Raw genomic sequence first — 25,701 nt, 5'->3', positions numbered from 1 at the left:
ATTAATATTAAATTATTTTTGTTTATGATTAGTATTTAATAAATTAACGTATTTTAGTATAAATTTAATAAATTAGTTAGTAAATTACAATTCTAAATATACAAAACCATGAAAAAGAGTTTATTTATTTTATCATCACTATTTATCTCAAACCTTGTGTTTTCACAAATAGGCATTAATACGCCAAATCCACAGGGTATTTTTCATATAGACGGAGCGAAAGACAATCCTGCTACCGGAAGCCCAAATACAACACAACAATCAAACGACCTTGTTATGCTTAGTAATGGATACTTGGGAATTGGGACCGTATTACCAAAACAGCAGCTGCATATTAATGAACTTAATGCTACAACTGGAATAACAAATAGTTTTGTTTCAGGAATAGCCATCACGGGAAATGGATCAGCTGCCGGGCTGTCGGGACCAGGGATTTACCTTGAGAATATTAATGCCCCGGTGGGTACCAGGGTCCTAAAAATAAATTACACTCAGAATGCTACAGAAGCTTTTTTAAATTTTCAAAATGTAAGTGATAATGCAGGTACAGATTCGGGAACAATACTGGTTCTCACACGTTCAGGAAGATTAGGAGTAGGCACTACAGCTCCTACTGAGAAGATTCATGTTATTGGAAATATTCTTGCTTCGGGAACAATAACTCCTTCTGATATGAGAATTAAAAAAGATATAGTAGATAATTCTTATGGTATAAAGGAAATCTTAGCTCTCCGTACAATTAATTACAGGTATAAAAATGAGGAATTAGGCAGGGATAAAAAATTAGGCTTTATTGCTCAGGAAGTAAAAGCTAAGATGCCTGAACTTGTAACTACTGCAAATGATGAAATAAAGACACTGGGAGTAAATTATGCAGAAATGACAGTAGTTCTTACCAAAGCAATTCAAGAGCAGCAAAAAGAAATTGAAACTCTAAAAGAACAAATAAAGGCTTTGCAGCAAAAAATTAAATAAAAAACTTATTTAAAATTTTATTTCCTTCAAAATAGAAAAAGTCATATTGCATGCTTATCCAAGCGATATATAGCTTTTCAAATCTTATTATAAAGCCTTAAAACCTATCGGGTCATATATTGGCTTTTTCTATTTTAACTCTTTAGATAAATTTTTTCGTGATACTGTTTTTATTTTATTGATATTTAGCGTAAAAGATACCAGATTACAGCTGCAATTCCGGCATAAACACTAACTGTAATAATATTAGCGATAGGTTCGGAAAAACGTTTTTCTGCAATTTTATCACCATTAATCTGGTTTTTATGGAATTTCAGTGTTTTTTTAGCACTATGAGCAGGGTGTGCTACCAGGCTGTCGCCTTCCCATCTGTCCACAATTACTTTATAGCTCTTGCCGTCAACTTCAATTTTAACATTTTTATTGGGGCTGAGTTTCTCCTGGATATTGATGGGTACAGATGTTGGCTGGGCATTTATGTTTTGAATTTCAGTTGCCGTATTTTTCATCGGCGAAGCCATATTGGCGGAAGCTGAATTCTTTTTAGCATCCTGCTTATTGCCAGTTACTGTATTCGCTTGCTTTTTTACCTGGTAAGTATAGCAGCTGGTAAGAAAAAATGATATGATGATGAGATAAAGGTTCTTTTGCATTGGTTAAATTTAAGAATTAAACGGAATATTTGGTGTTTTCTTTTGAAAGATTCTGTTTTTTTGGAATAGGTAATCAACTTCATTGATTCTTTCTAAGCAAACGCATATCCATTCGCTTCAGTGGTGACTTTGCCGCTCATATTTTTTCTCTTAAGATAAAACAGAAGAATCACTATCCTCTGCGTTTCAAAAAGACACTTTCACCAAAGTTCGCCAAAATCAGGAGACTTCGGAAAGCGGGAAAACTATTGAAATGAAAAGATATTAAGGAATTTCTTACGGTTCAGGCTCCAAACCAAAAAGCCTTTCAGGATCACTGAAAGGCTTTTCTGTTATTTAAAGATTTGCTGGTCATAAAGAAGATTGTCATCTTCATCAAAACTTATAATGGTTACTTTATACTGTTTTGCGCTGTCGTTATTAAAGAATTTAATTCTTGGCGGAACGTAATCGCTGTCAAATAAATTAGGGTTCCAGTATAATGTTTCGCGGGTATCATTTTCAATTTTGGTATCCTCATCTATCATTTCAACAAGGAATTCTGAAGGCTTATCATAGCCTTTTATAACTGCTGAATTGTTCTTTGGGGCTTCTTTTCCGCTGTTTTTAGGCTTCATATTACCTTTCATGGTATAGATAGCTACTGCATCACCTATTAATCCTGCTCCTTTCATCACTTTTACCATAGCAATATTGTTAATGGGAAGGGTAGAGATCATGCTGGGATCTGTAAGGATTTCATCCAGATAAAGTTTAGCCTGCTGCCCACGGATATAAGGTACACTTATTCCTGAATTATTTTTTTGAAATGTTAAACCGGCAGCTCTTCCCTGCAGCCAGTCTAATATATTGATAGCTCCGTTGGTTTGCTGATCTTCATTCACAAAATCGAATATAGTAGCGTTCATAGAGCTGAACATTCCGGTGGAAAGCTGTTTGTCCAGTTCTTCCTTCGGGTCTTTCTTTTTTCCTGTTAATGCTACTTCCTTAATCTCCTGTACTTCGGCGCCCTCTATTTTTTTATTGTTTTTTTGGGCATTGATGGCTTTGGAAATGGCTGGTGGAAGAGTTTTGTTTCCGTTGGTTTTTACCAGTTTATATTTTGTTTCCGGGGAGTTGCCGGTAAACTGGGTAGGGTTTACCAATGGTTCAGCCGTTACAAATAAATTATCAGCATTTGATTCTTTACCATTTTCTGAATTGGCGAATAGGGAAACCGTTAAAGGTTCATCATTGCTAAGATTATTTAAATAGATATAACCACTTTGATCTGTTTGAAACGGGCTGATGATGGGTTCACTTTTGCCAGACTTTAATAACAGCATCACACTGGAATTAGGCATCAGGGAACTATTCTTAACAGGTTTCACCCTGTAGGAAAGGAATTTTTGAGGCTTGGTCTTAATGGTTGGTACAGTTCCGCTAAGCACAGAGTTCCAGTCAAACCTGTTCCACTTTTCAGAAATAAGCAGGGCATCCAGAGCTTCACTGTTTGCATTTTTAGAAAAATATTGGGCCGGGCTGTCTATCTTTGTAGTGAAGTCTCCTGTTAACCAAAGCCCGCTTAAAATGTTATCTTCTTCAGGCTTTTGGGTTCCGTCATCCTCACTTACCAATACGGTGTAATTTTTAAAATAAGATTCAGGAGAAAGATCAATACTGTTGAAAGATCTTGGAGTTTGTTTGATGCTCTGGCCTATAATTTCAGCTTTTGCAATCTTTAGATCATTGGGCTTTATGAAACACAGCCTTTGGGCTACCAGATTGTCCTGATCGTCAAAAATGGCTAACTGGAAAACTCCGTTGGCTCCATTGCTCACCTTGGTAGGAATAAGGCTTGAAGCCTCATTGTTCAGTTGCTTAATAGTCGCTTTATAAGCCAGGTGGTTATTGATGGTTCCTACAATCTTATAATTTTGAAGCTGCTGCTTTAGGTTAACCCCTTTTATATTATACTTAATACCCTCTTTTGAACTGTTAACTTCTATATGAAGACCGCTGTCTGCAACCGGTGGAAGATCTATTGTTTTGCTTTTCCCTGTATTATCCTGAATTATAGCCTGGTATTTTTTTCCCGAAGCAGGAGTTAAAGTAAAAGAGGCCACATTTTTATCAAAAGATTTAAAGGTAGTGATGGGAACATTGGGGTTTTGTGCATCTACAATTTTCCCGGACCAGTTCTCCGGCAGAGAAGTATTACTGGTTAATCTTACAGCAAATTTCGTAGGCATGCCGTTAATGAAATTGCCGCCTTCCGGAAAGGCTTTTGCAGACCAATCGGAGCTTTTATGAATAACCAGTGATTCTGTAGAGTTGGGGTTATATACCGGAAAAGATTTAGCGATCTGGAAATCTTCACTAAAATTGGTCATATAAGGCGTGTAAGCTCTTACAAAATAAACCTGTTCCGGAAGGTCTTCTTTCAGCTGAAAATCTCCGCTGCCTTCCCCATTGGTAAGAAGAACTGTTTTCCAGTCTATTAATTTTTTATCAGCACTGTATAATTCTACAAACAGGGTGGTAGATAATGCAGAACGGTTATAACCGTCAAATACAAAACTTTTGAACCAGATTTTGTCACCAGCGGCATATTGTGATTTATCGGTAAGTACATATACTTTTTCCTGTTCATAATTATCCTCAAGATTTGTGAGAGCCTTTTCCAGTTTAGTTTGGGCCAGAACAGGCTGTACCATCGAAAGAAGCAATACACCGAATATATTTTTCATAGAAATCTTAACGCATTTTAATTCAGCGCTAATTTAATGATTTAAAGACTTCCGAAACTGATATTGGCCTGTTATTTCAAAAGAAAAAATAATGTTGATGATACTTCAGGGCAGGACTGCAGATTTGTATGCATATAAAAAAGAAGCAGCCATTAAAGAGTTATCCCTTGATATGGGTAATTTCTTTTGTTTTTAGGGAAAAAACAGGGTGTTTTTGCAATAATTTCATGGTGGGAGATTCAAGTTTCCAGTTTCTGCTTTTATCCAGAAAATAAAAAACAGTGCCGTTATTGGTTTTAATTTCAAAGCAGTATGCCTCAAATTTGTAGGGAGTATTTTTTACGGGCATATAGGTAATTTGCCTTATCTGCTCAGCAGGATAAGTGATTTCGTTAATGATAAGGCTATCATTGGTAAGGAAAACATTAGCAGGCGGCAGCTTGGTTTTCAGCATCTTATATTCTGCCATGCACATAAACAACAGAAAAAGAAAACATCCGATGCTTATACAGGCCAGAGGAGCAGGATCTTTCTCTTTGCCGAAAAAATAAATCAGCATTGCAGTTAAAAGAATAAAAATAACAATGACTCCATATCTGAAAAAGAAAAATTCAAAATAGCCCGGATTTAATTTTTTCATGAATAACAGTATTTTATTTTCACTGAAGTTGAGGTTGGTTGGCAAAAAACGTATTGAATTCTGTAAAAATACAAAAGTTTTAAACAATATGTAAAGTGTTGGCTTGTAGCTGTTTGTTGGTTTTATTCCAGATTGAACTTTTATATTTGAATAAAAAAATAAAAATCTCTCTATTGGAAATACTTATTCCGGAAGAGAGATTTTAATAAGTTACATATAGGTTTAATATTCTCTGTTCATCGGGTTTTTATTGGCCATTTTTGCAAATCCCATGCGGTAAAGGATATCAGCCCTTGTACCTTCCTTATGGCTGAAGTTTTCCATGGTATTTAAAATGTCTTCTTTGAATCCCTGTCTGGAATAATGCCTGTTTACATCATCAATATATTTTTTGCTGAGCTGGAACCTGTTGGCTCCAATTACATCCATAGCCGCTCCCTTGGAAAGACTGTAGGCTTCATTTCCGTATTTGTCTTTATTTACTATAGGATTCAGATGCAGATCAATAGCCTGTTTAACGGCTGATGCTTTTTTGGGGTCGAGGTTGTTTTGCAGGCAGAACTGTTGGCTGAACGCTCCGCCGTAGTTGGCAAAGCACTGTTTTGAACATACATGGTGGTGCTTATCCGTAAGCCCTATATCATGCAGAAGAGATGAAATAAATAACAGTTCAGCATCTACCTTCAGGTTTTCGGACGAGGCAAAGCCACTGCTCCAGAAATACGTCCTGTAAGAATGGGAGAACAGGATAGAATTACAGTATTTCCGGGCTTCTTCTATAGCCTTTTTAGCAATTGCGGAGTCTGGTACAACAATGTCTTTAAAATCAGTCTTTGTATAGTTTTTCAGGTTAAAAGATAACATTATTCTGTTAACGTTCTCCTGCAGTTTAGACCGTATAAGCATGAGTTTGAATTTTTGGGTTTCGCCTTTGCTTAAAATGCCGCATGCGGGTAAGATAATTTCCATATAGAAACAGTTTTGAATTATATATTATTATTTTAAATATTTGATAATGTGTTGTTTTTGTTTAAAAACATACTAATTAGTATGTTTTTGGTGAAAAAAAATTACCTTAGATTTCCCAGGAAAATTTTTAGTTCATTCAGGTAGTACATATAGACAAATTGATCGTTTTGGAGCTTGCCAAAATTCCGGATTCCCCAGTAACCTGAAAGGATGAAAAACGTAGCCTGAACAGAATTGACATCCTGCCGTATAAAACCATTTTTTTTCCCATTTTCCAATATGGTCACCAGGCGCTTTTCCCATTCTGCGGCTTCTTTTTTTAAGGCTTCCCTGAAGTTATCATGCCAAGGGGCCATTTCCTGAACAAGATTAGATACCGGGCAGCCATATTCCACTTTCATAAATTTATTTTCAATGAGCAGCTCATGCATCATCTGATATATGGTTTCCACAGGATCCCGGTCTATGATGGCTGACAGCTGAAAGTGGTAACCCGTTGTAGCACTCAGCACTTCATTAACAACAGCAATTCCCATTTCATCTTTATTTTTGAAATGATAATAAAAAGCCCCTTTGGTTACCTTGGTGGTCGCAATAATTTCATCAATACTTGTTGCCTGGTATCCTTTTGTATAAATAAGTTCATAGGCCTTCTGAAGAATATTTAACCTTGTAAGTTCTGCTTTTTTCATAAAACATACCAATTAGTATCTTTTGCAAATTAAATACATTTTTCCGGGATTTGCAACTTAAAAGAATCATATAAAGATCCGGCTGCTAAAAACCACAGGTCAATATATTGATGCAAAATAGATAAAACGCTGTATTCATGGCAGTATAGAGAATGAAAACAGCACCAAAAAATGGTGCTGTTTCTTTATGGATGGATAAGCTATGTGCTGATTAAAGGTAGATCATTATTCTATCCAAAGATGCCCCATAGAATAGGTTCTGGCCTTACCTGCAACAATTACTCTTTCATTTTTGTTTTCACAGTAAAGCTGGCCTCCTCTTTCTGACAGCTGGCGGGCAAAAAGGTTGTTCTTCCCAAGCCTTGAAGACCAGAACGGGATAAGTGAGCAGTGTGAAGAACCGGTAACAGGATCTTCAAGAATAGATGCCTGCGGGGTAAAATATCTTGATACGAAATCACAGTCAGTACCTGCAGCAGTCACTACCACACCACCAGGATCCAGGTTGATAAGGTCTAAAATGGATCTTTCAACGCTGATATTTTTGATGTCTTCCTCAGATTCATATACAAGAACATAGTCTCTTGATTTGAATACTTCTTTGGGCTGTATCGTAAGAGATTGGGCTATAGTGTCCGGAAGAGTGGCTGGCTCCGGCATTCTGGATGGGAAATCCATATAATAAAGACCGTCTTTTACATCCACTGTTAACTCACCACTTTTGGTTTCAAAAACAATTCTGCTATTCGGGTAATTTAAAATGGTGGTTAAGCAATGCGCAGAGGCAAGGGTGGCATGCCCGCATAAATCCATTTCTATTTCAGGGGTAAACCATCTCAGATGTATGGTATCGCCATTATCAATAAAGAAAGCTGTTTCTGCTACAGCATTTTCACGGGCTATTTTTAAGAGAGTTTCATCCGGTAACCAGTTTTTCAAAGGAACAACACAGGCAGAATTTCCCTGGAAAATCTTTTCTGTAAAGGTGTCTATTTGAAATAATTCTAACTTCATGATCTAAAAATTTTATGTCTCCAACAAAGATAATTTATTTTTCCGTTTAGCTTCCGGGTTTACGGTTGCTTTTTAAATGCTGAAAAACCCTTTGATGATTCACTTTTTTCTTTTGTTTTTAAAGAGAATAGGGGATGTTTATTTAATAATTTTAGGGTAGGAGATTCAAAGTCCCAGCCCATACTTTTCTCAAGAAAATAAAAAACAGCCCCATTTTGGGTTGTAATTTCAATAAAATATGCCGGAAACTTGTTCAGGGCATGTCTTACGGGCATAAAGGCTACTTCTTCTATCTGTTCAGCAGGATAAGGAATTTCATTAATAATAAGGCTGTCTTTGGTTAAGAAAACATTGGCAAGAGGAAGATTTCTTTTCAGTGTAAAATAATCTGATGAACATACAAACACTAGAAACAGAAAACATACAATACCCGGAATAACCAGGTAGACAAGGTCTTTCTCCGGGGTAATGAAATAAAGCAGCAGGGTAACCGCAAAGATAAAAATAACGATGAAGCCATACCGGAAAAAGAAGAATTCGAAATAACCTGGATTTAATTTTTTCATGAATAACAGAGTTGGGATTTCGCCGTATAAGGCAGGCAGAACATATATTCTAATTCATAAAAATACGAAAATTTACAGAAATACTGATGCTTACATTCTTTTAGCATCTCCGGGAAAGCCTATCTATAAAAGGGAAACGGGCTTCCGGAGCTAATCCATATGATGATTCAGTTATTTATAGAGTAAAATCTAATTTGTTTTCGAAGTATATCTACTTGGTAACCTGTTGTATATTAGATGGATATACTATTTTTGTGCAGTTAAAATATAAAAACACAAAATTATTATACCCAAACTTAAAATGCCTAAACAGCGCATATCTTATAAATACAGCCAGGCATTTTAAATTCACAGGAAATATTGTAATTATTGGAAATACTAGTTCTATAAAGCTGTAACAGTATTTTCCGGACTTACTATAATTCTAACCATAAAAACAAACAAATGAAAAAAAGGATACGTTTTCTGATACTCTTTTCTGGAGTATTTTATTCCTCTGTGAATCTGTTATTTTCCCAAGTAGGTATTGGATTAGGGAACCCTCAGGGAGCTTTACATGTAGATGGTGCTAAAGATAATGCGGCTACAGGAACCCCAACAGCAGCGCAGGCAGCCAATGATGTTATTATTAACAAAACAACAGGTTTCATAGGTGCCGGGGTGCTTAACCCTCTGGTAAAACTTGATATGAGATCCTCAGGAACCGAGAATGCGCTGGGGCTCAGTACAACTACAATGACTGCTGTAGAAGCTGGTGCAGGAGCGGTGAGGTATGACGTTGCCAATATTCCTGTAGGGCCTAAAATTGAAGTTTCAGATGGTTTGGTTTGGCATAAAGCCTATATAGCGCCTCAAAAAGCAGTGGTAGTAGCCCGTAAAATAACCAGCCAATCCATCACACAAAGTTCAGCCACTACTATTAATAACTGGAATGTGGTGAGGGATATGAGCAATAGCTTTGATGCTACTTCCGGCACTTTTACGGCTCCCCGTGATGGTACTTATACATTCCTCTTAACATTTAACTTTAATGGTGCTGTTATTAATGACGGATCCCGAGTAGAATCACAGTTTTATAATACTACTACCGGTACCGTACTGGCATCCGTTTACAAAACTTTCGGGCAGTCTATGACCGGTACTGCTGATGATGCAGGTGCTACCCGCTCTACCCAGGCAGGAGGCTCAAGTACCGTTACCCTTACTTTACTGGCCGGTACAAAGGTAGCTGCAAGGCTTTGGCATAACCTGATATCAAGCGGTTCTGTAGCTCTCAGAGTTACTACTAACCCTGCAGATCCTGCAAACCCTGATGATGGATTTAACAACTTAACCATTATAGAACATTAAAAATAGATTATTATGAAATTGAAAACTAGTTTCGCTTATCAGTTAATAGCTTGTGTTCTATTTTTTTCTTCCGGTAAAATATCTGCCCAGGTAGGTTTTTTTACGGATAAGCCTACGCAGCCTCTGCAGATTGATGCTGCAAAGGATGACGGATCTACTCCTGATGCCTTAAAACTGTCTAATGACGTAGTTGTAGATTCAAACGGGAATCTGGGGGTAGGTGTTTTAAACCCTGTAACCAAAGTAGATCTTCGTTCTTCAGATAACAAAGGGCTTATTGGTTTGGGAACCGGTACGCAAACGCCTGCTGAAGCCGGTGGCGGTGCAATACGGTATAATGCAAATGGCTTTTTGGAATATTCTGATGGAGAACAATGGATTGCCTTGCCTCTTACAGCTCCTACCAAAGCCCTTGTAAATGCCAGCAAGAGTACAGCTCAGAGTATTGGAAGCGGTTCTACGGTCTATATATCAGGCTGGACTGAAACTGTAGACCTGGGAACATTACCGAACGGAGATTTTGATCCTGTTACCGGAATATTTACGGCTCCCCGTGATGGTTTTTACCTGGTATCTTTCAACATTACTTTAGCTAATGGTACTATTCCGAAAAATACTTTTATAGAGACCTCAATAGAAAGTGACCGCAATACAGAGAATATCCAGACCTATAAAACGGTGAATTCCTATCCTGCATTCCAGGCGGGTACAGTAAGTAACTTTATAAGTGGAAACTGCAACGCCATCTTTAACCTTAAAGCAGGAAATACCATTAAATTCGGCGTTAAGCACAATATAGGTTCTGCAAGAAATACCCTTAATGACGGTAAGTTGAATAACCTGAGCATTAGTGAACTATAAAAATACAATCATGATACAACATAATACAATAAAGAAGCTGGCAACAGCATTTATTCCCCTGTTTTTCTGGGTTCAGGGTAATGCTCAGATTGGGGTGGGGGTAGACAATCCTGCCAATCCCGTTGAAGTAAAAACGGATGCCGGCAAAGTAATTATTGATAAAACGGGTAAGATAGGGGTACTGGTTGCCAATCCTAAAGTTGCTGTAGATTTACGCAGCGGAACCAATGGTGCGGTTGCATTGGGAAATACAGACAAAACAGCGGTACAGGCTGGTGCCGGAGCTTTACGGTATGTGGCCAGCCCCGCCATTGGGGTAAAAGGATATCTGGAATTTTCAGACGGTACCAATTGGGTAAGTTTTTTCCCGAAAGGTAAGCCCCGTATTGTTGTTATGGCCAATAAGGTGACTCAGGATACCTACCTGTTTGAAAGCGGAACGCCCTCAGAAATAGGACCCAAATCCGGAATTGTGCAGAGACGTTCTTCATATTTAACCAACTGGACAGAGAAACTGGATTCTGATTCTGGTGTTCCTACCAATAATTTTGATCCGTCTACAGGAGAATTTATTGCGCCCAGAACCGGAGTATATTTTGCAACCTTTACTTTCGCATTACAGTCCAGCCAGGTAAATACCGGCGGAAATAACCAGACAGAAGCCATATGGGAAGTAAGAAACCCCGCTGGAACCATTACTCAAAGGGTAAAAACCAATAACGGATATGCGTCTGATACCGGGATAAGCCCTAATGCTGTACCTGTAGGTTCTGCCTGTACAGTAAGTGTTTATCTGAATAAAGGAGATAAATTAAGACCATTCACCTGGATTACGGTAGCATTTGACGGTACGGTAAGCCAGTTTGATATCTCAGGCAGTGGAGTGTACAATTCATTAACCATTGTAGAACAGTAAAAAGACACAAATCTTTAAGTATACACTATTTTTCATAAAATGGAAAAGCAGCCGGCTGGGAAATATTTCTCAGCCGGCCTTTTTTATTGAAACTGAAGGAATGGTGCTTAATTAAATTCTAATGTGATATTCAAAAGTAAACTTTGGAGGGCGGTTTGTTTTGTTTAAAACCTCAGCGAAAGTTGGGATTTTTTTTAAACTTGCTACGAAGTTGGGAGATTTACATATAGAGAGTTTAAATAAAAGATTGTAAATCAATTGTGTTTTCATGCCCAAACCATTTTTTTATATTTTCGAGTGCTGCATCATCAATTTTAGATAACATCAACACAACTAAATTCTGTTTTGCTCTAGAACATTCTACATAAAAAAGGTTTCGTGTGCGTAATTTTCTTTCTGGTTTTTCTTCTGAGTCATTAAAAAAATTATTGAAGTTATATTCTTGTTTCCACTCGGTATCATCGATTACAGTTAAAACGTTTCTATATTCGTCACCTTTGGTTCCATGCTTGGTAGAAAAGACAGTTTCATTTTGTATATGTTTCCAGAAATTTAAAATTTCTTTATATGGTAGATTTATAAAAGCTTCATAGAACTTTTTATCTTTTTCAATTCTTTCTTGAGAATCTTGGTCTAGTTCTCCTGAATCTTGACCTATCCTTTTTAAATATTCATTAAAAGAATTTGATGAAATTATTTCTTTATCGAATACAATTTTTAAAACTTCTTTGATTGTTTTTTCACTTCTAGTATTATTTAAATTATCTAAGGTTTCAGATATTATTTTCTTTTTATAATGCTTGAATTCACTTAATAGAGTACCATTTTTCTTAATAAATCGAATTACTTCGTTATGGTTGTTCTGATTCCAATAAATCAATAAATGTTCTAACCCAACTGGTCTTTCCTGAGAGTTTTTCTTATCAACATAACCAGCAACTAACCTTATAAGAATATGATTTCTGTCTAAAAGCCTTTCCTTAACTGATTGTCCGAATCTTTGAGAAAACAATTTGTAAAGATTCGAAAAACCAGCTCTTTCTGCTATGCGACTGTTTGCTAGAACAAGAATTTTGTCTAATTCCGAATTAAAAACCCAGCCTTGTTCTATTAATTTATTTACAACTTTATCGTAAAAATTATTTTTGTGAATTTTTAATGAATTTTCAAATTCAGTTACTTTTTGTTTCCCTGCCTTTTCAGGATGATTTTTCCAATAAAGAAATTTAACTGAACCTTGTATTTCTTTTTGAGGCTTCTGTTCAATATTTGTTCTAAAGCTATTCAGTAACTTTACAACTTCTTTTGAAGATCTATAATTTTCTTCTTTTTTAATTAAGGTTAAAGTTTTATTCTCTCCTCCGTAATAGTTTTCCAGATTCCCAACACCTGTATCATAAATTTTTTGATGAGAATCCCCATAGAAACCTAATACTATAGATTTTTCATTCCTTTTTAATAAAAAATCTATTAGAGTTTGTACTGTATCTAAAGATGTATCTTGGTATTCGTCTATAAAAATATATGGATATTTTTGTGCTACAATTGATGTTAATAAAAAATAATTCTCAAAAAGCATTTTAGCCAATTCGATAACATCATCATGATGCAACTCTCCTTTTTCAAAATCACGAAAAGAGGAATCATTATAAAATACTGTTTCAATATTATTAACTCGGTCTTTTAAGCTTTTAATATACTTAGAATCTTTATCATTATCAACGTCTTTTTGATATCTTATTTCATTGAGTCTGCATAATTCAATTTTAAGTTGTTTTTGGAATTGTTTTATAGATTGCCATAAAAATTCGTGAATTGTATATACATTAACCAGCTCATTAAATTCAATTCTTTCAATAATTTCATTCTTCGCAACATTGGTATATGTAATACAGATAATACTTTGATTATTTAAGTTCAAATTATCACCTTGCAATTCAATTAAATGATTTAATGTTTGGATTAATAAATATGTTTTACCTGAACCAGCACCAGCTTCAACAACAAAACTCGATTTTTTCTCAATACATTCTTTTACTTCGTCAAATGCTGTCATACTAGTCAATTTTTATAATTTCTATGTGGTCATTTTTTGCTAACCATTCCAAGCCTTCTTTAATATATTTAGGAACTTCCCATTCAAGAGTGGTGCCTTTTTCATCAAAAGTCATCAAATCAAAAGTAAAATCTGTCTTTTGTTTAGATGAAGGATCGACCTCTGATTGGTCCCTTTCTGTATCCATGTAAATTAAATCATCTAAGTTTTTAAGCTTTTGATATGAAAAGCATTTATGAACATCTAATTCCAAACCCTCCTCAGAAGAGTATTTGCTTTTAAAAAATGTTTGATTACAATTTACAATTGCATTTTCTAAGCTTCTTGCAACAAATATTTCATTATCTTCAGCAATTTGAAAAGCCACTCTAATAATCTTAGATTCATCCAATTTTCCTTCATGAGTCAATTCCAATAACTCTATAATTTTTGTTTTCCTAGGAAGCCATATAGATAATGTAGAATTACTTGTGATTGCATCAGTTTTTAACACGTGACAAGATTTGCCTGTAATAGAATCGACAGAATCTATATCTGTTATAATAAGAACTTTTGTATTTAAAAATTTAAAAAATTCTTTAAATTTGTGAGTATAGGCTCCCCCCACTTCAATAATTGATACATACTCATTTTCCAATTCTTTAGCAACTTTCTTGATAAACAATGGCATTAAAAGCTTTTCTGTTATACCTTCAACCATAATAACTTTATCTGCAAAAAACAAATCACATTTATTTAAATTCAGATATTGTTTTAAGAACCTGAATGTATCTTTGTCAGTTTCTTTATGTTTAAAATCATTAAAATCTTTAACTTCAATAAAATTCTTCCCATCTTTTTTGAATTTGTTGAAATATCTAATTCTTTCAAAACTCCTTTTCACGTTTAAACCAGCTTCAGCAATCATGTGAGAAGAATGAGTACTGATAATTAATTGTACTTGTATTTTGTCTTCTAAAGAAGCTTTTTCAATAGTTTCTCTCACTTGTTCAATAAATACTTGTTGCATCTGTGGATGCAGATGCGCTTCTGGTTCTTCAAGAAGAATAGTTAAGATTTCAGTTTCATGCTTCGCTTTATTTTTTTTGAAATTTTCGATAAAAGAAACAATTTTTAAAACCAAAAAAATAAGATTACTATATCCTAATCCATTATAGTTTTCAGGAAGTTCGATATCACCATTTTTGTAAAAATATTTTATATTATTTTTTATTATGCTCTCTGGATCAAATTTAGATTTCAATATTATTTCAGGAATATTAATTTCTTTATCGACTCCGAATGATTTAAGCTTTTCAAGAATTTTTTTAAGTACTTTTTCATATTTTCCATCTAATTCAGTAGATACTTTTTTTAAAGTACTTTTAAGCGCTTCAACATCAGTATCCTGATCACCATGAACATTTTGATAATAATCTGAAAAGCCAACTGCCAATGATCTATTCTTATCTGTCTTAATATCATCTAATTTTCTAGATGCTTGAATACTTTCAAAATATAAAACTTTTGAAATTCTACTTAAAACATTATCTTCTATTAAATTATCTCCTCCAAAAAGACGTGTGGAATAATATCCAGTAATATTTTCATTTAGCCATTCAATTAATTTTATATCTTGATTTACTCTGTTATGAAATGTTTTAAAAAGATTAATTGTATCACTAGGTTCATGTTTGAAGAGTATTGTTGCTTCTGTTTTTGAATCGTCTAAGTCAGATATAAAGTCGCTTATATTTGTTAGAGAATCTTCATTTTTATTATACTCAATTTTTATTTCTAGTGTGATTCTGGGAATATTCAGGATAATTTCTTTTTCCAGTCGATTTCGTTCAACTTCGTTAGCTTCAACAAGTAATTCATCTTTAAATTTTTTGTAACAATTTTCAAAAATTTCATAACTATTTTGAGAAAAATCATGAAAGGAAATTTTATATTTTCCTCCTAGAAATAAGTTAATGATTTCAAAAAGAGAAGTTTTTCCAGTGTTATTTTTTCCAACAATTAATGTTATATCATCTTCTATATTTATTGAAATATTATCTAATAAACGAAAGTTGGTGACTGAAATTTTAGTTATTTTCATGTTTAAATATTGGAAATAGGTTTTAGTATTTTATAAAATATAAAAATAGTAAGAGGACAAAAAATCTCATTACGGATTTCCATAAAATATAAATCAAAATCTTGTCATGATTTATTATAACAATTTAATTACTATTTATTTGAAAGTAATATCCAAATTTAGGAGACTTCAGCGAGTTGAGGAAATAAAACAGTTTTATTTTTTAGATTATAATCTCTTCAATTTTTTCCTTGAAATTTAAAATAGAATTGATGGATTTATATAGATATATATAGGGATTCAGCGCATTGCTAGCTGTTACTTCAATGTTGACTTTCGATTCACGAATTAGGTTTAAAGTAAATTCTTGAAGTTTAGGATTTTGAGAATAATCCATTAGGCTTTCAAAGTTTTCATTCTCTTCTAAATTCTCTACTAATTCGTTTAAAATAATGTATAAATTACTATTTGTTGGTAGATTGCTATTTAAATAAACTGACCAGAGTTCTGATTTAAATTGATTATAAGCATAATTATAATCCTTTAGTCTAGTTTTAATTAAAAAGGTGCTGCTTAAATTAATATTTTTATCAAAAATATTTGCCAGATATTTAAAAGGAAAATTTGGAGAGTAATTTATCATGTCTTTTCTTGAGTCATCGTATAACAAAAAATATAATTTTTTTTGATAAGCCTTTAATGATAATACTAATAGTTTTATAGCTTTATTTAATTGTGCGGTTCTTTCTTCTTTTCTTTTAATTTCTTGAAGATTTCTAATATAAATTTCAATAATAGCTATTGTAATAATAAGGATTAATAAAGAAAGTGCCAATCCTCGAACGTACTGTTGCAATTTATCAGAATCGAAGATTATACTTTGATCTTTTTCCAAATTAGAAATATCAAAATATGAATCTATAAAAAATAATAAAAGCGTAAATATTGAAAGTCCTATAAGTATATTTCTGAAATTTTTTTCCATATTTAAGTGTATTGTATCGATAATGATTTTAATTTACTGTAAACACCAAAAATAAAAAACCTCTTAAAATTTTCAATCAGTACTTTCACGGAATTTATTAAGATTTCGAAAATTTCATCACAAAAAATCCCAACTTTCATCGGGATTATTCATTTATAAGTTTAAAGAAATCAGATAAACTAATTTTTCTTGCTTCACATATTTTAAAAAGTGTTTCAACAGGTATTCTGTAAGTTTCTTCACTTTTTATTTTTCTAATAGTGCTTTCTTCAACACCATGATTTTTTGCAAAAGAAGTTTGTGACTTGCCTTCTTGAAGCCAAGGAATTAGCCATTTTTTTGTAATGTATGAACAAATTTTTTCGTTGATATCTGTCATAGAAACAAATGAAATAATTAAATAATAAAAAAACACGGTCGATCGATCGTAATTAAATTCTTTTTCCTATATTTGTACAATAAGCTACAATAAAGTAGCTTTGCGATACTTCAAAGAACAATAGAAGCTATTGCTTAGAATCTCGCCCGAAAACTGGTAATTTTTAGACACACGAGACGATAAGCAGGAAGCTCACGACCTAGGCGTGGGCTCTCTTATCTGTGTGTAAGGTATACCAGTACCTCAGGGCGGATAATGTAGAGTCCATGCCGTTTTTATTTTATGCTGTTCAGCCTTTCTACATTTTTTCTAAGCTGCTTCCTTACATAAAGTATCATGATATGATACAATGGAGTGTACAATCCATTGCGGCCTTCGGGCATTCTGAAAAACACAAATTCTTCATAAGTTTTTACCCCTGTGCAGGCAGGAAGCTGAGCAAAACTTCCTCCTGTACAGTTTTTTTAACAACAGGAGAAGAATAAAAAAGCAGACACCATAAAGTATGGAAAATACAAATAATGAAAAAGATAAATACAGATTTTGATCCCCGGTTCCGGCAGGGCAGGAAGCGCTCCGGATTGCGGATGATGGAAACTTTCTTTCAGTTCAATGATCTGGATGTTTCCAAAGAAAGACTCAGCAATATTATGAATTATGCAGTAAAGAGAAATAGCTGGAACAATGAAGATCCGGCGGTGATCTTTGAGTTCCATCAGTCGATGAGGTCATTGATCCGGGCTGGGTATCTCATCATGCTGAAAGAAAGGAAATGGACTGTTGATACCCGGCCGGAAAAGATTTCCCCGTGGGTTCTTGGCCTTCTTTCGGAGAAGGAATACCGGAATCCTCTGCTGGTTTTCAAAAAAGCATTCAGGGAATACACCCTCAAAGAATTTGATTATTTTATGTCCGGAATCGTCTATTTCTCAATGGGCGTCTATGAAAATCTGCCGGAAAGGAATATCGTTATGCCTTATATCCATACGGTTAAAATGCTGGATGCGGCACACCTTATACTTCAAAGAAGGAACGCAAAGAAAACGGCTGGTACCCATTCAGGATAAGGAGGCTGGAATACATAAAGCTTTACCCGGACTTTGTAGAATGGCTTGTTCCTTCATATAAAGATTTTCACAAAACTTAGTTTCACTTATTATGCATAATGCCTGGCCCTAAAAAAATTAAGTGGTTAAATAATCCTAAACAGTTTTATAAAAAAGGAGCTCTGAAAAGAGCTCCTTACCTAATATTAAAAATTAAAGACGGCATATTACTGAAACAGTCTTCGCCATTTGGTCATTGTATTCCTGCTCAATCCGAAACGTTCAGCTACCTGAAGGTTATTCATGTTATGATTTTTTTGGTACTGAAGAATACGGAGAATATCTTCCTCATTGTAAGAGCGGAGTTTTTGATTCATTTTTTTAAGGTCCTGGTCCTTTGTACCAAATATTCTGTTATTAAGTTCCAGGATGTCTAAAGCCGTTAGCATTTTCTTTTCTAATAACTTTTCGCATTCTGCTTTTTTATGAGGAAATTTCAGATCAATGATATCTGAATAGATTCGTTTATAGTTAGGTTGGCTTTGCTTTTTCATTGTACTATTTTAAAATTCCGGATGCGGTGATCCGGTTGTGATACTTTTGTTTTTTTACTGGTTACAGGAAGCTGCTATTTGTATTTTGCTACCCATTTGCATAAGGTGGTATAAGGAATCCCATACTCATCTGCCACCTGCCGCTTGGTCTTTGCCTGCTTGTTTATCAGTTCCAGAATAAAGTCTATCATTTCCCGGGTATAAATATTCTTCCGGAAACGGGGAAGTTTTGAAGCTTCAGTTTCCCGGAAAGGGGCAGAAGGGGGAGCATAGAGGATCAGGTGTTGGGAATATAGCCTGAAGAAATCATATTCAAGCAGTTTGCTCCATCTCAGCAAAACTTCAGTGGATAGATTTTCCTGGGTGTACATTTCATTAATTTCAGTTTCTGTACATTTCATAAAGTTGCAGATGCGGGGTAAATCAATATTGCTTTCGTTAACCCGCAGTTGTATGAATTTTCCAATATGAATATTTTTAAAATTTGAATTCATAAGCTGTATTTTTTTTAAAAAGTAAGAGAAGGCGATTGCTGAAAAACAATACCCGGATGGCATTGATTTTACCAGATGCCTTACAATTAAAATATTGTTGACATGGTATTGGCTACCATTTTTTTATCATGATTTAGTTTTCAGGGCCTAAGTGTTGTAAGCATTATTCATAATGCTGAGTTGTTTAATAGTAATGTACACATTCGTTGTAATACTGGCTTTAGAAGCTCATTATTCAATTCATTAAAATTGATAGACTTAGCTCTGTTCTGTACTGTACTTCCCAGAGCTAAGAAGCTATCAATTATAAAACCTGCTTTTGATTAATCCGGACAAGTTTGTGTAGAGATGCAATGCCATGCCATGGCTGCATCCCCTTCCTTAAGGGTATATATCTTCATACATTTATTGCTTGTATCATACACCATCATTCCTTCAACAAAGTCAGCTGCCGGAATACCCACCGGGTTTCCTGATGCATCAAATGCAACCCTGTTGGGAACGAAGCCTTTGGTCTTCGCTTCCAGTGCAAGCCAGCCTCCTTTTCTTACCATTGGCCAGTTGTCTGAGCCTGAACCGGCTCTTCCAAGAGCGGTAATTCCTGCTTTTGAAGGTAATGCAGGATTACCGGTAGTAGCAACAGCACCTGGCTTATAGCAATAAGTTTTCCCTTCGGCAAACGTAATGTACCTTAAAGCATTATCTGCATTGAAGTCATTCATGAATACCCATTTTCCGCCTGTGAATGTTCCGTTAACTGTTTTTACATTGGTTGTAAAGGCAGCATCATCCGCTACAATCATCTGGATATTGTTTCCGGCTGAAAAGGTAGTTCCGTAAGCAGAAAAATCTGCCTCAAAGTATAAACCTCCGGGAGTATTTGAACGTTGGGAAAGCCATGTTCTCTGAACCCTTTTCAGGGTATTCCCGGCAATTGTGATATTAACAAGAGGCGTAGCGGTAACATTGTTGTCTCCCAGCATGAAATAGGTTTTGTCATTCGCAAACCCAGTACGTGCCGCATTTTGGTTCGGATTAACAAAATCATTGATGGTAGCCACCGTAAGGATTGTTCCGGCATTAACACTTTTAGATACCTTCTGCTCAAATGCCTCTATATCATCACGGGATACCCCGAAGATATTATTATTGAACGCGGTATTGGTGGCACCATTCCATACAATTGCTCCATCTGTAGCAACATAATGGTCTGTATTCACCTGCCCCAGCGTAATACCATACTTGATGGCCAGATAAGAATCAACTTTTCTTCTTTCTGTAACACTAAGGTTTCCGTCTCCATAAACAATTGTTTCTCCCAGGTTTCCTACAAAACCTCCGTTATCACTACTGTTGGCCCCAATCTGTGTAGAACCGAAAGCGTGTCCACCATTCAAAAAGCCAATTGCAGTATGTGTGTTACTCATCGATACCGCATTTCCGTTAATACCTTTTCCTGTTGTTGTATTGAAAAGATTATGGTATACGATACTTGGAATTGTAGTAGACCTTATTGGGCCAGGATTAGCAAGGTATCTGTAGCTTTGTGCTGCATTTACCCTTTCTGTACGGTTGTCATACATATCTCCGAAACCATCCCAGTAATCAATACTTCCGGTTAGTTTTGAATTATCAAGCAGCGAGCTGAAAATTCTGGCATTGTTACCTGGATTTGAAAGCCCTTCTTTGGTAAGAACAAAAATATCATACATATTATTGGTGAAGGTTCTTACCGATACATTTCCAATTGTCTGGCTGTTTGCTGTAAAATTAATTCCAGGATTAAAGTTGAAATAATTGGAAGCACCCAACTTGAATTTTGGCAGGGCATTGGTTCCCAATTGTGCTGAGGTAGTTCCCGAGAACTGGTCTGTCCATGCCGTAACATCCGTTCCGTCTCCTGTATTGGCGGCATCCTTATCTGCTCTATACCAATAGGAAAGATTATTTATAACTCCACCAGGCGCAAGCCCAAAACCTGCAAAAGTGAAGAATTGTCCGTTTCCTAAGGTTACATTGGCTGTGTTATATACCAGTCCGTTTACCGTTACCTCCGTAGTCATTGGGGTGAAGGTATCCGTTCCATCGAAAGTACTATCTGGCGACTGTATCAGGTAAAGATTCTTCACGCTTTTTGGCCATGCCACAGTTACTGTTCCCACATTGTTTGTATTCTGTACCTTCCAGATGGCTTCGAAACGATAATTGGTAGTTCCATTGGACCCTCCGGTATAAGAAAGTGGTACGCTGAGACCTTGCTTCAAGCCATTGTCTCCGGTAAGCAAGAATTGTAGGTCATTGGCCAAACCTGTATTGTTGTTGGCGTTGCTATTGGCCAAACCTGTTGTGGAAATCAAGAGTTGCTGTCCGCTGTTCACACTTCCTGCCTGTTTTTGATGCAAGGCTGTGAAATCGTCTTTTGCAATACCGAAGATATTGTTGTTGTAACCGGTATTGTTGGTTCTGTCCCATACCACATTACTGTTGGTGGCAAGATAATTCTCATTCAGGGTAACCCCATTCTTTACAGCAAGGTAAGAATTAATCCTTGATTGCTCATTGGTTGTGAGTGTACGGTTATACCATGCAACTTCCATGATATCCCCTGGGAAAGCTCCAGGGGCATCCCAACCGGCATGACCTATTCGAAGGTTTCTGCCATATATTTGGAATTTATTGGCTGCAGCAAAACCGGAAAACGATTCATAGGAACCATTTAGTCCTAATCTTTTCTCTCCTCCGGCAATAGAGGAAGTTCCACCATTGGCTACCGTATTGTTGGCAATTGCCGAAAATACATTGGAAACACCAATATTGAAGGCTGTAGAGAAATCGGAAGAAGTTGTCGTATTGAAAAATTCATACTGTCTTGGTTTCCCGTTGGCAATAGAAACTCCCGGTTCGGAAGCATTGGTATCATCATCAATTCCTACGATACGTCCGGTTCCGTTGGCTACTGTTGGTCGTACTGCCGAGAAGATGGAAGGATTGGAACCAGGCAGCTCAACATTTCCTAAAGGATTCATTACCGAATTGGCATTATAGAAGAACTTGGAAGCGGTGTATCCCGTAGTATATGGATGGAAGTTATGGCTTCTATCCGCTGGTGATAGAATTACTCCACCTACATTCGGAATGTCGTCCGCATTGGCTGAATGATCTTTCCAAGCCGTTCCCATGGTTCCAGCATCATCGGATTTTACCCAGAAATCAGGACCTGTAACTCCTCCTGGAGCCTGAACAAAACCAGCAAAGGTGAAGAACTGCCCATTTCCTAGAGTTACACTGGCTGTGTTGTATACCACGCCATTTACGGTGGTTTCCGCCGTCATTGGGGTGAAGGTAGATGTTGCATCAAAGACAGGATTGGCAGACTGTACCAGGTATAGGTTCTTTATTCCCTTAGGCCAGGCAACGGTAACGGTTCCTACACTATTGGTATTCTGTACCTTCCAAATGGCTTCAAAACGATTATTTACGGTTCCATTGGACCCTGCCGTGTATATCAATGGAGTGTTCAGGATCTGTTTAAGGCCGTTGTCACCTGTCATCAGGAATTGACCTTCCGTTAAGGAATTGGTATTGTCAATATTGGTATTCGCCAATGAATTTCCTGCACCAATAATCAGCTTTTGACCGTCATTTATACTTTGTGATTGCTTTTGGTGCAAATCAGAGGTATTATCTCTTGCAATACCAAAGATATTGTTGTTATATCCCGTATTGTTTCCGGATGTCCATACAGAAGTGGAATTACTGCTTAGATAACTAGGAGTATTGGCAACATTGAGAGTGATACCTCCTTTTATGGCCAAATAAGAATCTACTCTGTTGATTTCGTTTGGTGTGAGCGCTTTGTCAAAAATTATGGTTTCAGACATGGTCATTCCTGTACCATTATCATCCCCGCCATCATTCGCGTTTCTTCCCAATAGGATTCCTCCGTCTGGCCAAGTGGTAAGTGGACTCATGGCCATGGTGGAACTGACTGCCGCACCATTCAGGGCTCTTTGGAACTGATTGTTGGTGAAGCTGTTCCTTACGATGGTTGTATTGGTTAGTTGTGCATATTGAACTGCAACCGGTGCTACAGCCGCATTGATATGAGAACCTGATGTATTATCCCTCATGTTAATATTAACGGCTGCAATTCCTGGACTGTCATACTTATTACCTCCAGTAAGTGCCGAATAATTAAGTCCCACAACTCTGTCATAACCAGATCCGGTAACTGGTGTGGTGCTTGTATATATTGAATAATTGGTGCTGGAAACGGCATTCAATATAGATGAATTCCCCAAGGCATTTGCTGGTACAAATGTAACCCCTGGGTTAAAGTTTAATTTTAGCGAAGTTCCATCTGTTGCTGTAGGTGCTGATGTGGTTGTAGCTAAGTTGGGTGTTATGGTTACTGCACCTGAAGAATAATCTGTCCAGGAAGCTACCGCTCCACTTGCAGGAGTCAATTTTTTATCTGCTCGATACCAAAGAGAAGAAACAACTCCTCCTGGAGCATGTAGATAGCCTGCAAAAGTAAAATACTGCCCGTTTGCCAATGCTACATTTACAGTGTTATATACTACACCATTTACCGTAACTTCCGTCACCATTGGAGTAAAGGTATCAGTTCCATCAAAGGTTTCATCAGAGGACTGTACCAAATACAGATTGTCTACTCCTTTAGGCCATGCAATTGTTACGATCCCTACGGTATTGGTATTCTGTACTTTCCAGATGGACTCGAAACGATAGTTGGTCGCTCCGTTGGAGCCTGCCGTATAGGTCAATGGTGTATTCAGTGCCTGTTTTAAGCCATTATCTCCTGCAAGAAAGAATTGTCCGTCTGTCAGTGTATTGATATTTTCTGCATTAGTGCTTGCCAATGAATTTCCGGCTCCAATGATTAATTTTTGGTTAGGATTTTCACTTCGGGACTGTTTTTGATATAAAGCCGAAAGATTATCCCTTGCAATACCCAGAATATTGTTTTGGTATGTAGGGGAGGCGTTCCAGACAATATTGTTGTTGGAATTTACATAATCACCTATAAGGGTTGTTCCCCATTTAACAGCCAGATAAGAGTCTACACGGCTTTTTTCCGGTGCTGTAAGCGGAGTGGCAAACACAATGGCTTCATTCATCTGTCCATCATGGCTTCCCCAGTTGGTATCACGGCCAATTCTAAAAATACGGGCAGTATTTCCTGTATTTACGTTTCCGAGTGTGTTGTTGTAAACAGATTCATTGCCATCCAGCCAAACCTTGGCCAACGGATTTGATGTGGTGGATCCTGCAGCATTCAGCCATGAAGAGCCTGCTACGAATGGTTTTTTGTCTGCAAATAAGTTTGTGGATAGGGTGGTATAGCCGCTTCCTGCCGTATAGAACAATAATTTGTCTGTAGTGGCATTATTGGAAATGTGCAATCCAGGATAATCCATGCTCTGGTCGAACCCAGCCAATCCGGCTGCACCTAACGTGTTCATATTACCGGCAATGTAAATACTTCCTTTTGCACGGTCTATGATTTCCTTCCCAGTCCCTGGATCGGCAGACATGAAGCCTCCTTGTGTGGTTGCGTGCCCTGTTGAACTGAAGGTTACCGTTGGGTTAAAATTAGCCAGGGTATTCTGATTGGAAAAAGTAGGCTGTAAGGTAGTGTTAGCCTGTAAAAGGTTATATCCGGTACCCATTTGGTCATTCCATTGGTTCAGCAGGGTATTGTCTGATGATGTAATGGCATCTGCTTTATACCAAACTGCTGCTACAACCCCTCCCGGAGCCGGTGTGGAAACATTGACCGTTAAGTCACTGAAGCTGGTGCAGGTACCTGTGGTAATGGTCCATCTGAAAGTATAAGTTCCTGAGCTGGTAAGCCCTGTAACATTAGTATTATATAAGGATGGATTACCTATAGTAGGATCTGGGGCTCCGGCTGGTTTTGAAACTAAGGTCCATGCGCCTGTGGATGCCGCTCCCGGATTATTTCCATTAAGAGAAACTTGTGTTGCCCCTATTTCCAGGATTTGATTAGATCCTGCATTGGCATTTACCTGAGGGGATACAAATATGGAGAATGTGCCCTCCGGGGAAGTTCCCGAGCAGGCGTACTCTTTATCAATGAAGCCAGGATCTACCCCTCCTGCATTCGGAACTGCTTTTATCTTGAAGACATATTCTCCCTGCTTATCCAGGTTGCTTATCGTGGTGGAGGTATTGGTAAATGTTCTGAGATTATTGGCTTCATAGACAGGATTGGCCGCTCCTGCCGGCTTAGAAATCAGGGTGAAATCATATCTTCCTGAAAATCCCTGAAGATAACTGGTGTTAACAATTCCTTGATATACAGCAGGTAAAGGAATCGTTGCTGTTACAATACCAGATCCCGTATAACATATTGTCGTATTGGGAACGGTCACGTTAGGACGGTTTCCGTCTGAAATATGAATGAAATAATTCTGGCTATTGCCACAGCTACCATTTTTGCTTGATAAATTCACAACATATGTTCCCACTCGCCAGCCTCCGGCAGGAGGTGTTACCACTATATTTCTGTTCATCGTTCCGGCTCCGTTCAAGACCAGGGTAGGGTTTCCTCCTGGAGGAGCAATCCCCGAATTAGTGACTGTGGTGGTAAGCGTTGCCGGGTCTGCGGGATCAATCTTGAAATAGATGGTAATGGGGGTTGTTTTTCCTGCCATATTGCAATACACAGCACCTCCACTGCCACCTGCAGAATAAACCTGCATTTGTTCAGGAT

At 36.7% G+C, this 25,701-nt stretch carries 19 protein-coding genes; 5 read left to right on the top strand and 14 right to left on the bottom strand.

Going from position 1 to position 25,701, the window contains the following annotated elements:
• Nucleotides 1-108 precede the first annotated feature (108 nt).
• The gene (locus EG339_RS21460) at nt 109-975 is read left to right on the top strand and encodes a tail fiber domain-containing protein (protein WP_123871970.1); all 867 of its coding nucleotides are present in this window, start codon (nt 109-111) and stop codon (nt 973-975) included.
• Between the two features lie 185 nt (nt 976-1,160).
• Here EG339_RS21460 and EG339_RS21455 read toward each other — a convergent pair whose 3' ends face one another.
• From EG339_RS21455 to EG339_RS21425, 7 genes are all read right to left on the bottom strand, one after another.
• Complete coding sequence (locus EG339_RS21455; protein ID WP_123871968.1) at nt 1,161-1,628, bottom strand: hypothetical protein; 468 nt, start codon at nt 1,626-1,628, stop codon at nt 1,161-1,163.
• A gap of 332 nt (nt 1,629-1,960) precedes the next feature.
• Nucleotides 1,961-4,357, bottom strand: coding sequence for a hypothetical protein (locus EG339_RS21450; RefSeq protein ID WP_123871965.1), 2,397 nt, complete (start codon nt 4,355-4,357; stop codon nt 1,961-1,963).
• Between the two features lie 160 nt (nt 4,358-4,517).
• Nucleotides 4,518-4,997 (bottom strand): hypothetical protein, encoded by a 480-nt coding sequence (locus tag EG339_RS21445; RefSeq protein WP_123871963.1) that lies wholly within the window; start codon nt 4,995-4,997, stop codon nt 4,518-4,520.
• A gap of 222 nt (nt 4,998-5,219) precedes the next feature.
• Complete coding sequence (locus EG339_RS21440; RefSeq protein ID WP_123871961.1) at nt 5,220-5,966, bottom strand: HD domain-containing protein; 747 nt, start codon at nt 5,964-5,966, stop codon at nt 5,220-5,222.
• Nucleotides 5,967-6,067: 101 nt separating this feature from the next.
• Complete coding sequence (locus tag EG339_RS21435; protein ID WP_123871960.1) at nt 6,068-6,658, bottom strand: TetR/AcrR family transcriptional regulator; 591 nt, start codon at nt 6,656-6,658, stop codon at nt 6,068-6,070.
• Between the two features lie 225 nt (nt 6,659-6,883).
• The gene (locus EG339_RS21430) at nt 6,884-7,672 is read right to left on the bottom strand and encodes a PhzF family phenazine biosynthesis protein (RefSeq protein WP_123871958.1); all 789 of its coding nucleotides are present in this window, start codon (nt 7,670-7,672) and stop codon (nt 6,884-6,886) included.
• 59 nt (nt 7,673-7,731) lie between these two features.
• Nucleotides 7,732-8,238 carry a hypothetical protein gene (locus EG339_RS21425; RefSeq protein WP_123871956.1) on the bottom strand — a complete coding sequence of 169 codons (507 nt, stop codon included), beginning with the start codon at nt 8,236-8,238 and terminating at the stop codon, nt 7,732-7,734.
• Nucleotides 8,239-8,682: 444 nt separating this feature from the next.
• On the opposite strand from EG339_RS21425, the gene EG339_RS21420 reads away from it, so the two are divergent.
• From EG339_RS21420 to EG339_RS21410, 3 genes are read left to right on the top strand one after another with little or no spacing between them, the layout of a single operon-like run.
• Nucleotides 8,683-9,588, top strand: coding sequence for a hypothetical protein (locus EG339_RS21420; RefSeq protein WP_228459052.1), 906 nt, complete (start codon nt 8,683-8,685; stop codon nt 9,586-9,588).
• 12 nt (nt 9,589-9,600) lie between these two features.
• A complete protein-coding gene (locus EG339_RS21415; RefSeq protein ID WP_123871954.1) occupies nt 9,601-10,449 on the top strand; it encodes a complement C1q domain-containing protein in 849 nt (282 codons plus the stop codon).
• A 10-nt stretch (nt 10,450-10,459) separates the two neighbouring features.
• Nucleotides 10,460-11,365, top strand: a complete 906-nt coding sequence (locus EG339_RS21410) for a complement C1q domain-containing protein (RefSeq protein ID WP_228459663.1) — start codon at nt 10,460-10,462, stop codon at nt 11,363-11,365.
• Between the two features lie 235 nt (nt 11,366-11,600).
• Here EG339_RS21410 and EG339_RS21405 read toward each other — a convergent pair whose 3' ends face one another.
• The 4 genes from EG339_RS21405 to EG339_RS21390 all read right to left on the bottom strand — a co-directional run bounded on the left by EG339_RS21405 (nt 11,601) and on the right by EG339_RS21390 (nt 16,847).
• Nucleotides 11,601-13,421 (bottom strand): ATP-dependent helicase, encoded by a 1,821-nt coding sequence (locus tag EG339_RS21405; protein WP_123871952.1) that lies wholly within the window; start codon nt 13,419-13,421, stop codon nt 11,601-11,603.
• 1 nt (nt 13,422) lies between these two features.
• Nucleotides 13,423-15,504 (bottom strand): ATP-dependent nuclease, encoded by a 2,082-nt coding sequence (locus EG339_RS21400; RefSeq protein ID WP_123871950.1) that lies wholly within the window; start codon nt 15,502-15,504, stop codon nt 13,423-13,425.
• A gap of 202 nt (nt 15,505-15,706) precedes the next feature.
• Entirely contained in the window at nt 15,707-16,468 is a 762-nt protein-coding gene (locus EG339_RS21395; RefSeq protein WP_123871948.1) for a hypothetical protein, read from the bottom strand.
• 145 nt (nt 16,469-16,613) lie between these two features.
• Entirely contained in the window at nt 16,614-16,847 is a 234-nt protein-coding gene (locus tag EG339_RS21390) for a helix-turn-helix domain-containing protein (RefSeq protein WP_123871946.1), read from the bottom strand.
• Nucleotides 16,848-17,368: 521 nt separating this feature from the next.
• Here EG339_RS21390 and EG339_RS21385 point away from each other — a divergent pair.
• The gene (locus tag EG339_RS21385; protein ID WP_123871944.1) at nt 17,369-17,914 is read left to right on the top strand and encodes a hypothetical protein; all 546 of its coding nucleotides are present in this window, start codon (nt 17,369-17,371) and stop codon (nt 17,912-17,914) included.
• 206 nt (nt 17,915-18,120) lie between these two features.
• On the opposite strand, the gene EG339_RS21380 is transcribed toward EG339_RS21385, so the two are convergent.
• From EG339_RS21380 to EG339_RS21370, 3 genes are all read right to left on the bottom strand, one after another.
• Nucleotides 18,121-18,447: a helix-turn-helix domain-containing protein gene (locus EG339_RS21380; RefSeq protein ID WP_123871942.1), complete on the bottom strand. Its 327-nt coding sequence runs from the start codon at nt 18,445-18,447 to the stop codon at nt 18,121-18,123.
• A 74-nt stretch (nt 18,448-18,521) separates the two neighbouring features.
• Nucleotides 18,522-18,941, bottom strand: coding sequence for a transposase (locus EG339_RS21375; RefSeq protein WP_123871940.1), 420 nt, complete (start codon nt 18,939-18,941; stop codon nt 18,522-18,524).
• 323 nt (nt 18,942-19,264) lie between these two features.
• A complete protein-coding gene (locus EG339_RS21370) occupies nt 19,265-25,690 on the bottom strand; it encodes a beta strand repeat-containing protein (RefSeq protein WP_123871938.1) in 6,426 nt (2,141 codons plus the stop codon).
• Nucleotides 25,691-25,701: the final 11 nt, after the last annotated feature.

Source organism: Chryseobacterium bernardetii, assembly GCF_003815975.1.
Classification (GTDB): domain Bacteria; phylum Bacteroidota; class Bacteroidia; order Flavobacteriales; family Weeksellaceae; genus Chryseobacterium; species Chryseobacterium bernardetii.
This window is presented reverse-complemented; position numbering and strand designations above follow the sequence as displayed.

Bases quoted from the DNA above. Each gene is read 5' to 3' on its own strand.
- EG339_RS21460 (WP_123871970.1), top strand. From the start codon at position 109: ATGAAAAAGAGTTTATTTATTTTATCATCACTATTTATCTCAAACCTT.
- EG339_RS21455 (WP_123871968.1), bottom strand. From the start codon at position 1,628: ATGCAAAAGAACCTTTATCTCATCATCATATCATTTTTTCTTACCAGC.
- EG339_RS21450 (WP_123871965.1), bottom strand. From the start codon at position 4,357: ATGAAAAATATATTCGGTGTATTGCTTCTTTCGATGGTACAGCCTGTT.
- EG339_RS21445 (WP_123871963.1), bottom strand. From the start codon at position 4,997: ATGAAAAAATTAAATCCGGGCTATTTTGAATTTTTCTTTTTCAGATAT.
- EG339_RS21440 (WP_123871961.1), bottom strand. From the start codon at position 5,966: ATGGAAATTATCTTACCCGCATGCGGCATTTTAAGCAAAGGCGAAACC.
- EG339_RS21435 (WP_123871960.1), bottom strand. From the start codon at position 6,658: ATGAAAAAAGCAGAACTTACAAGGTTAAATATTCTTCAGAAGGCCTAT.
- EG339_RS21430 (WP_123871958.1), bottom strand. From the start codon at position 7,672: ATGAAGTTAGAATTATTTCAAATAGACACCTTTACAGAAAAGATTTTC.
- EG339_RS21425 (WP_123871956.1), bottom strand. From the start codon at position 8,238: ATGAAAAAATTAAATCCAGGTTATTTCGAATTCTTCTTTTTCCGGTAT.
- EG339_RS21420 (WP_228459052.1), top strand. From the start codon at position 8,683: ATGAAAAAAAGGATACGTTTTCTGATACTCTTTTCTGGAGTATTTTAT.
- EG339_RS21415 (WP_123871954.1), top strand. From the start codon at position 9,601: ATGAAATTGAAAACTAGTTTCGCTTATCAGTTAATAGCTTGTGTTCTA.
- EG339_RS21410 (WP_228459663.1), top strand. From the start codon at position 10,460: ATGATACAACATAATACAATAAAGAAGCTGGCAACAGCATTTATTCCC.
- EG339_RS21405 (WP_123871952.1), bottom strand. From the start codon at position 13,421: ATGACAGCATTTGACGAAGTAAAAGAATGTATTGAGAAAAAATCGAGT.
- EG339_RS21400 (WP_123871950.1), bottom strand. From the start codon at position 15,504: ATGAAAATAACTAAAATTTCAGTCACCAACTTTCGTTTATTAGATAAT.
- EG339_RS21395 (WP_123871948.1), bottom strand. From the start codon at position 16,468: ATGGAAAAAAATTTCAGAAATATACTTATAGGACTTTCAATATTTACG.
- EG339_RS21390 (WP_123871946.1), bottom strand. From the start codon at position 16,847: ATGACAGATATCAACGAAAAAATTTGTTCATACATTACAAAAAAATGG.
- EG339_RS21385 (WP_123871944.1), top strand. From the start codon at position 17,369: ATGAAAAAGATAAATACAGATTTTGATCCCCGGTTCCGGCAGGGCAGG.
- EG339_RS21380 (WP_123871942.1), bottom strand. From the start codon at position 18,447: ATGAAAAAGCAAAGCCAACCTAACTATAAACGAATCTATTCAGATATC.
- EG339_RS21375 (WP_123871940.1), bottom strand. From the start codon at position 18,941: ATGAATTCAAATTTTAAAAATATTCATATTGGAAAATTCATACAACTG.
- EG339_RS21370 (WP_123871938.1), bottom strand. From the start codon at position 25,690: ATGCAGGTTTATTCTGCAGGTGGCAGTGGAGGTGCTGTGTATTGCAAT.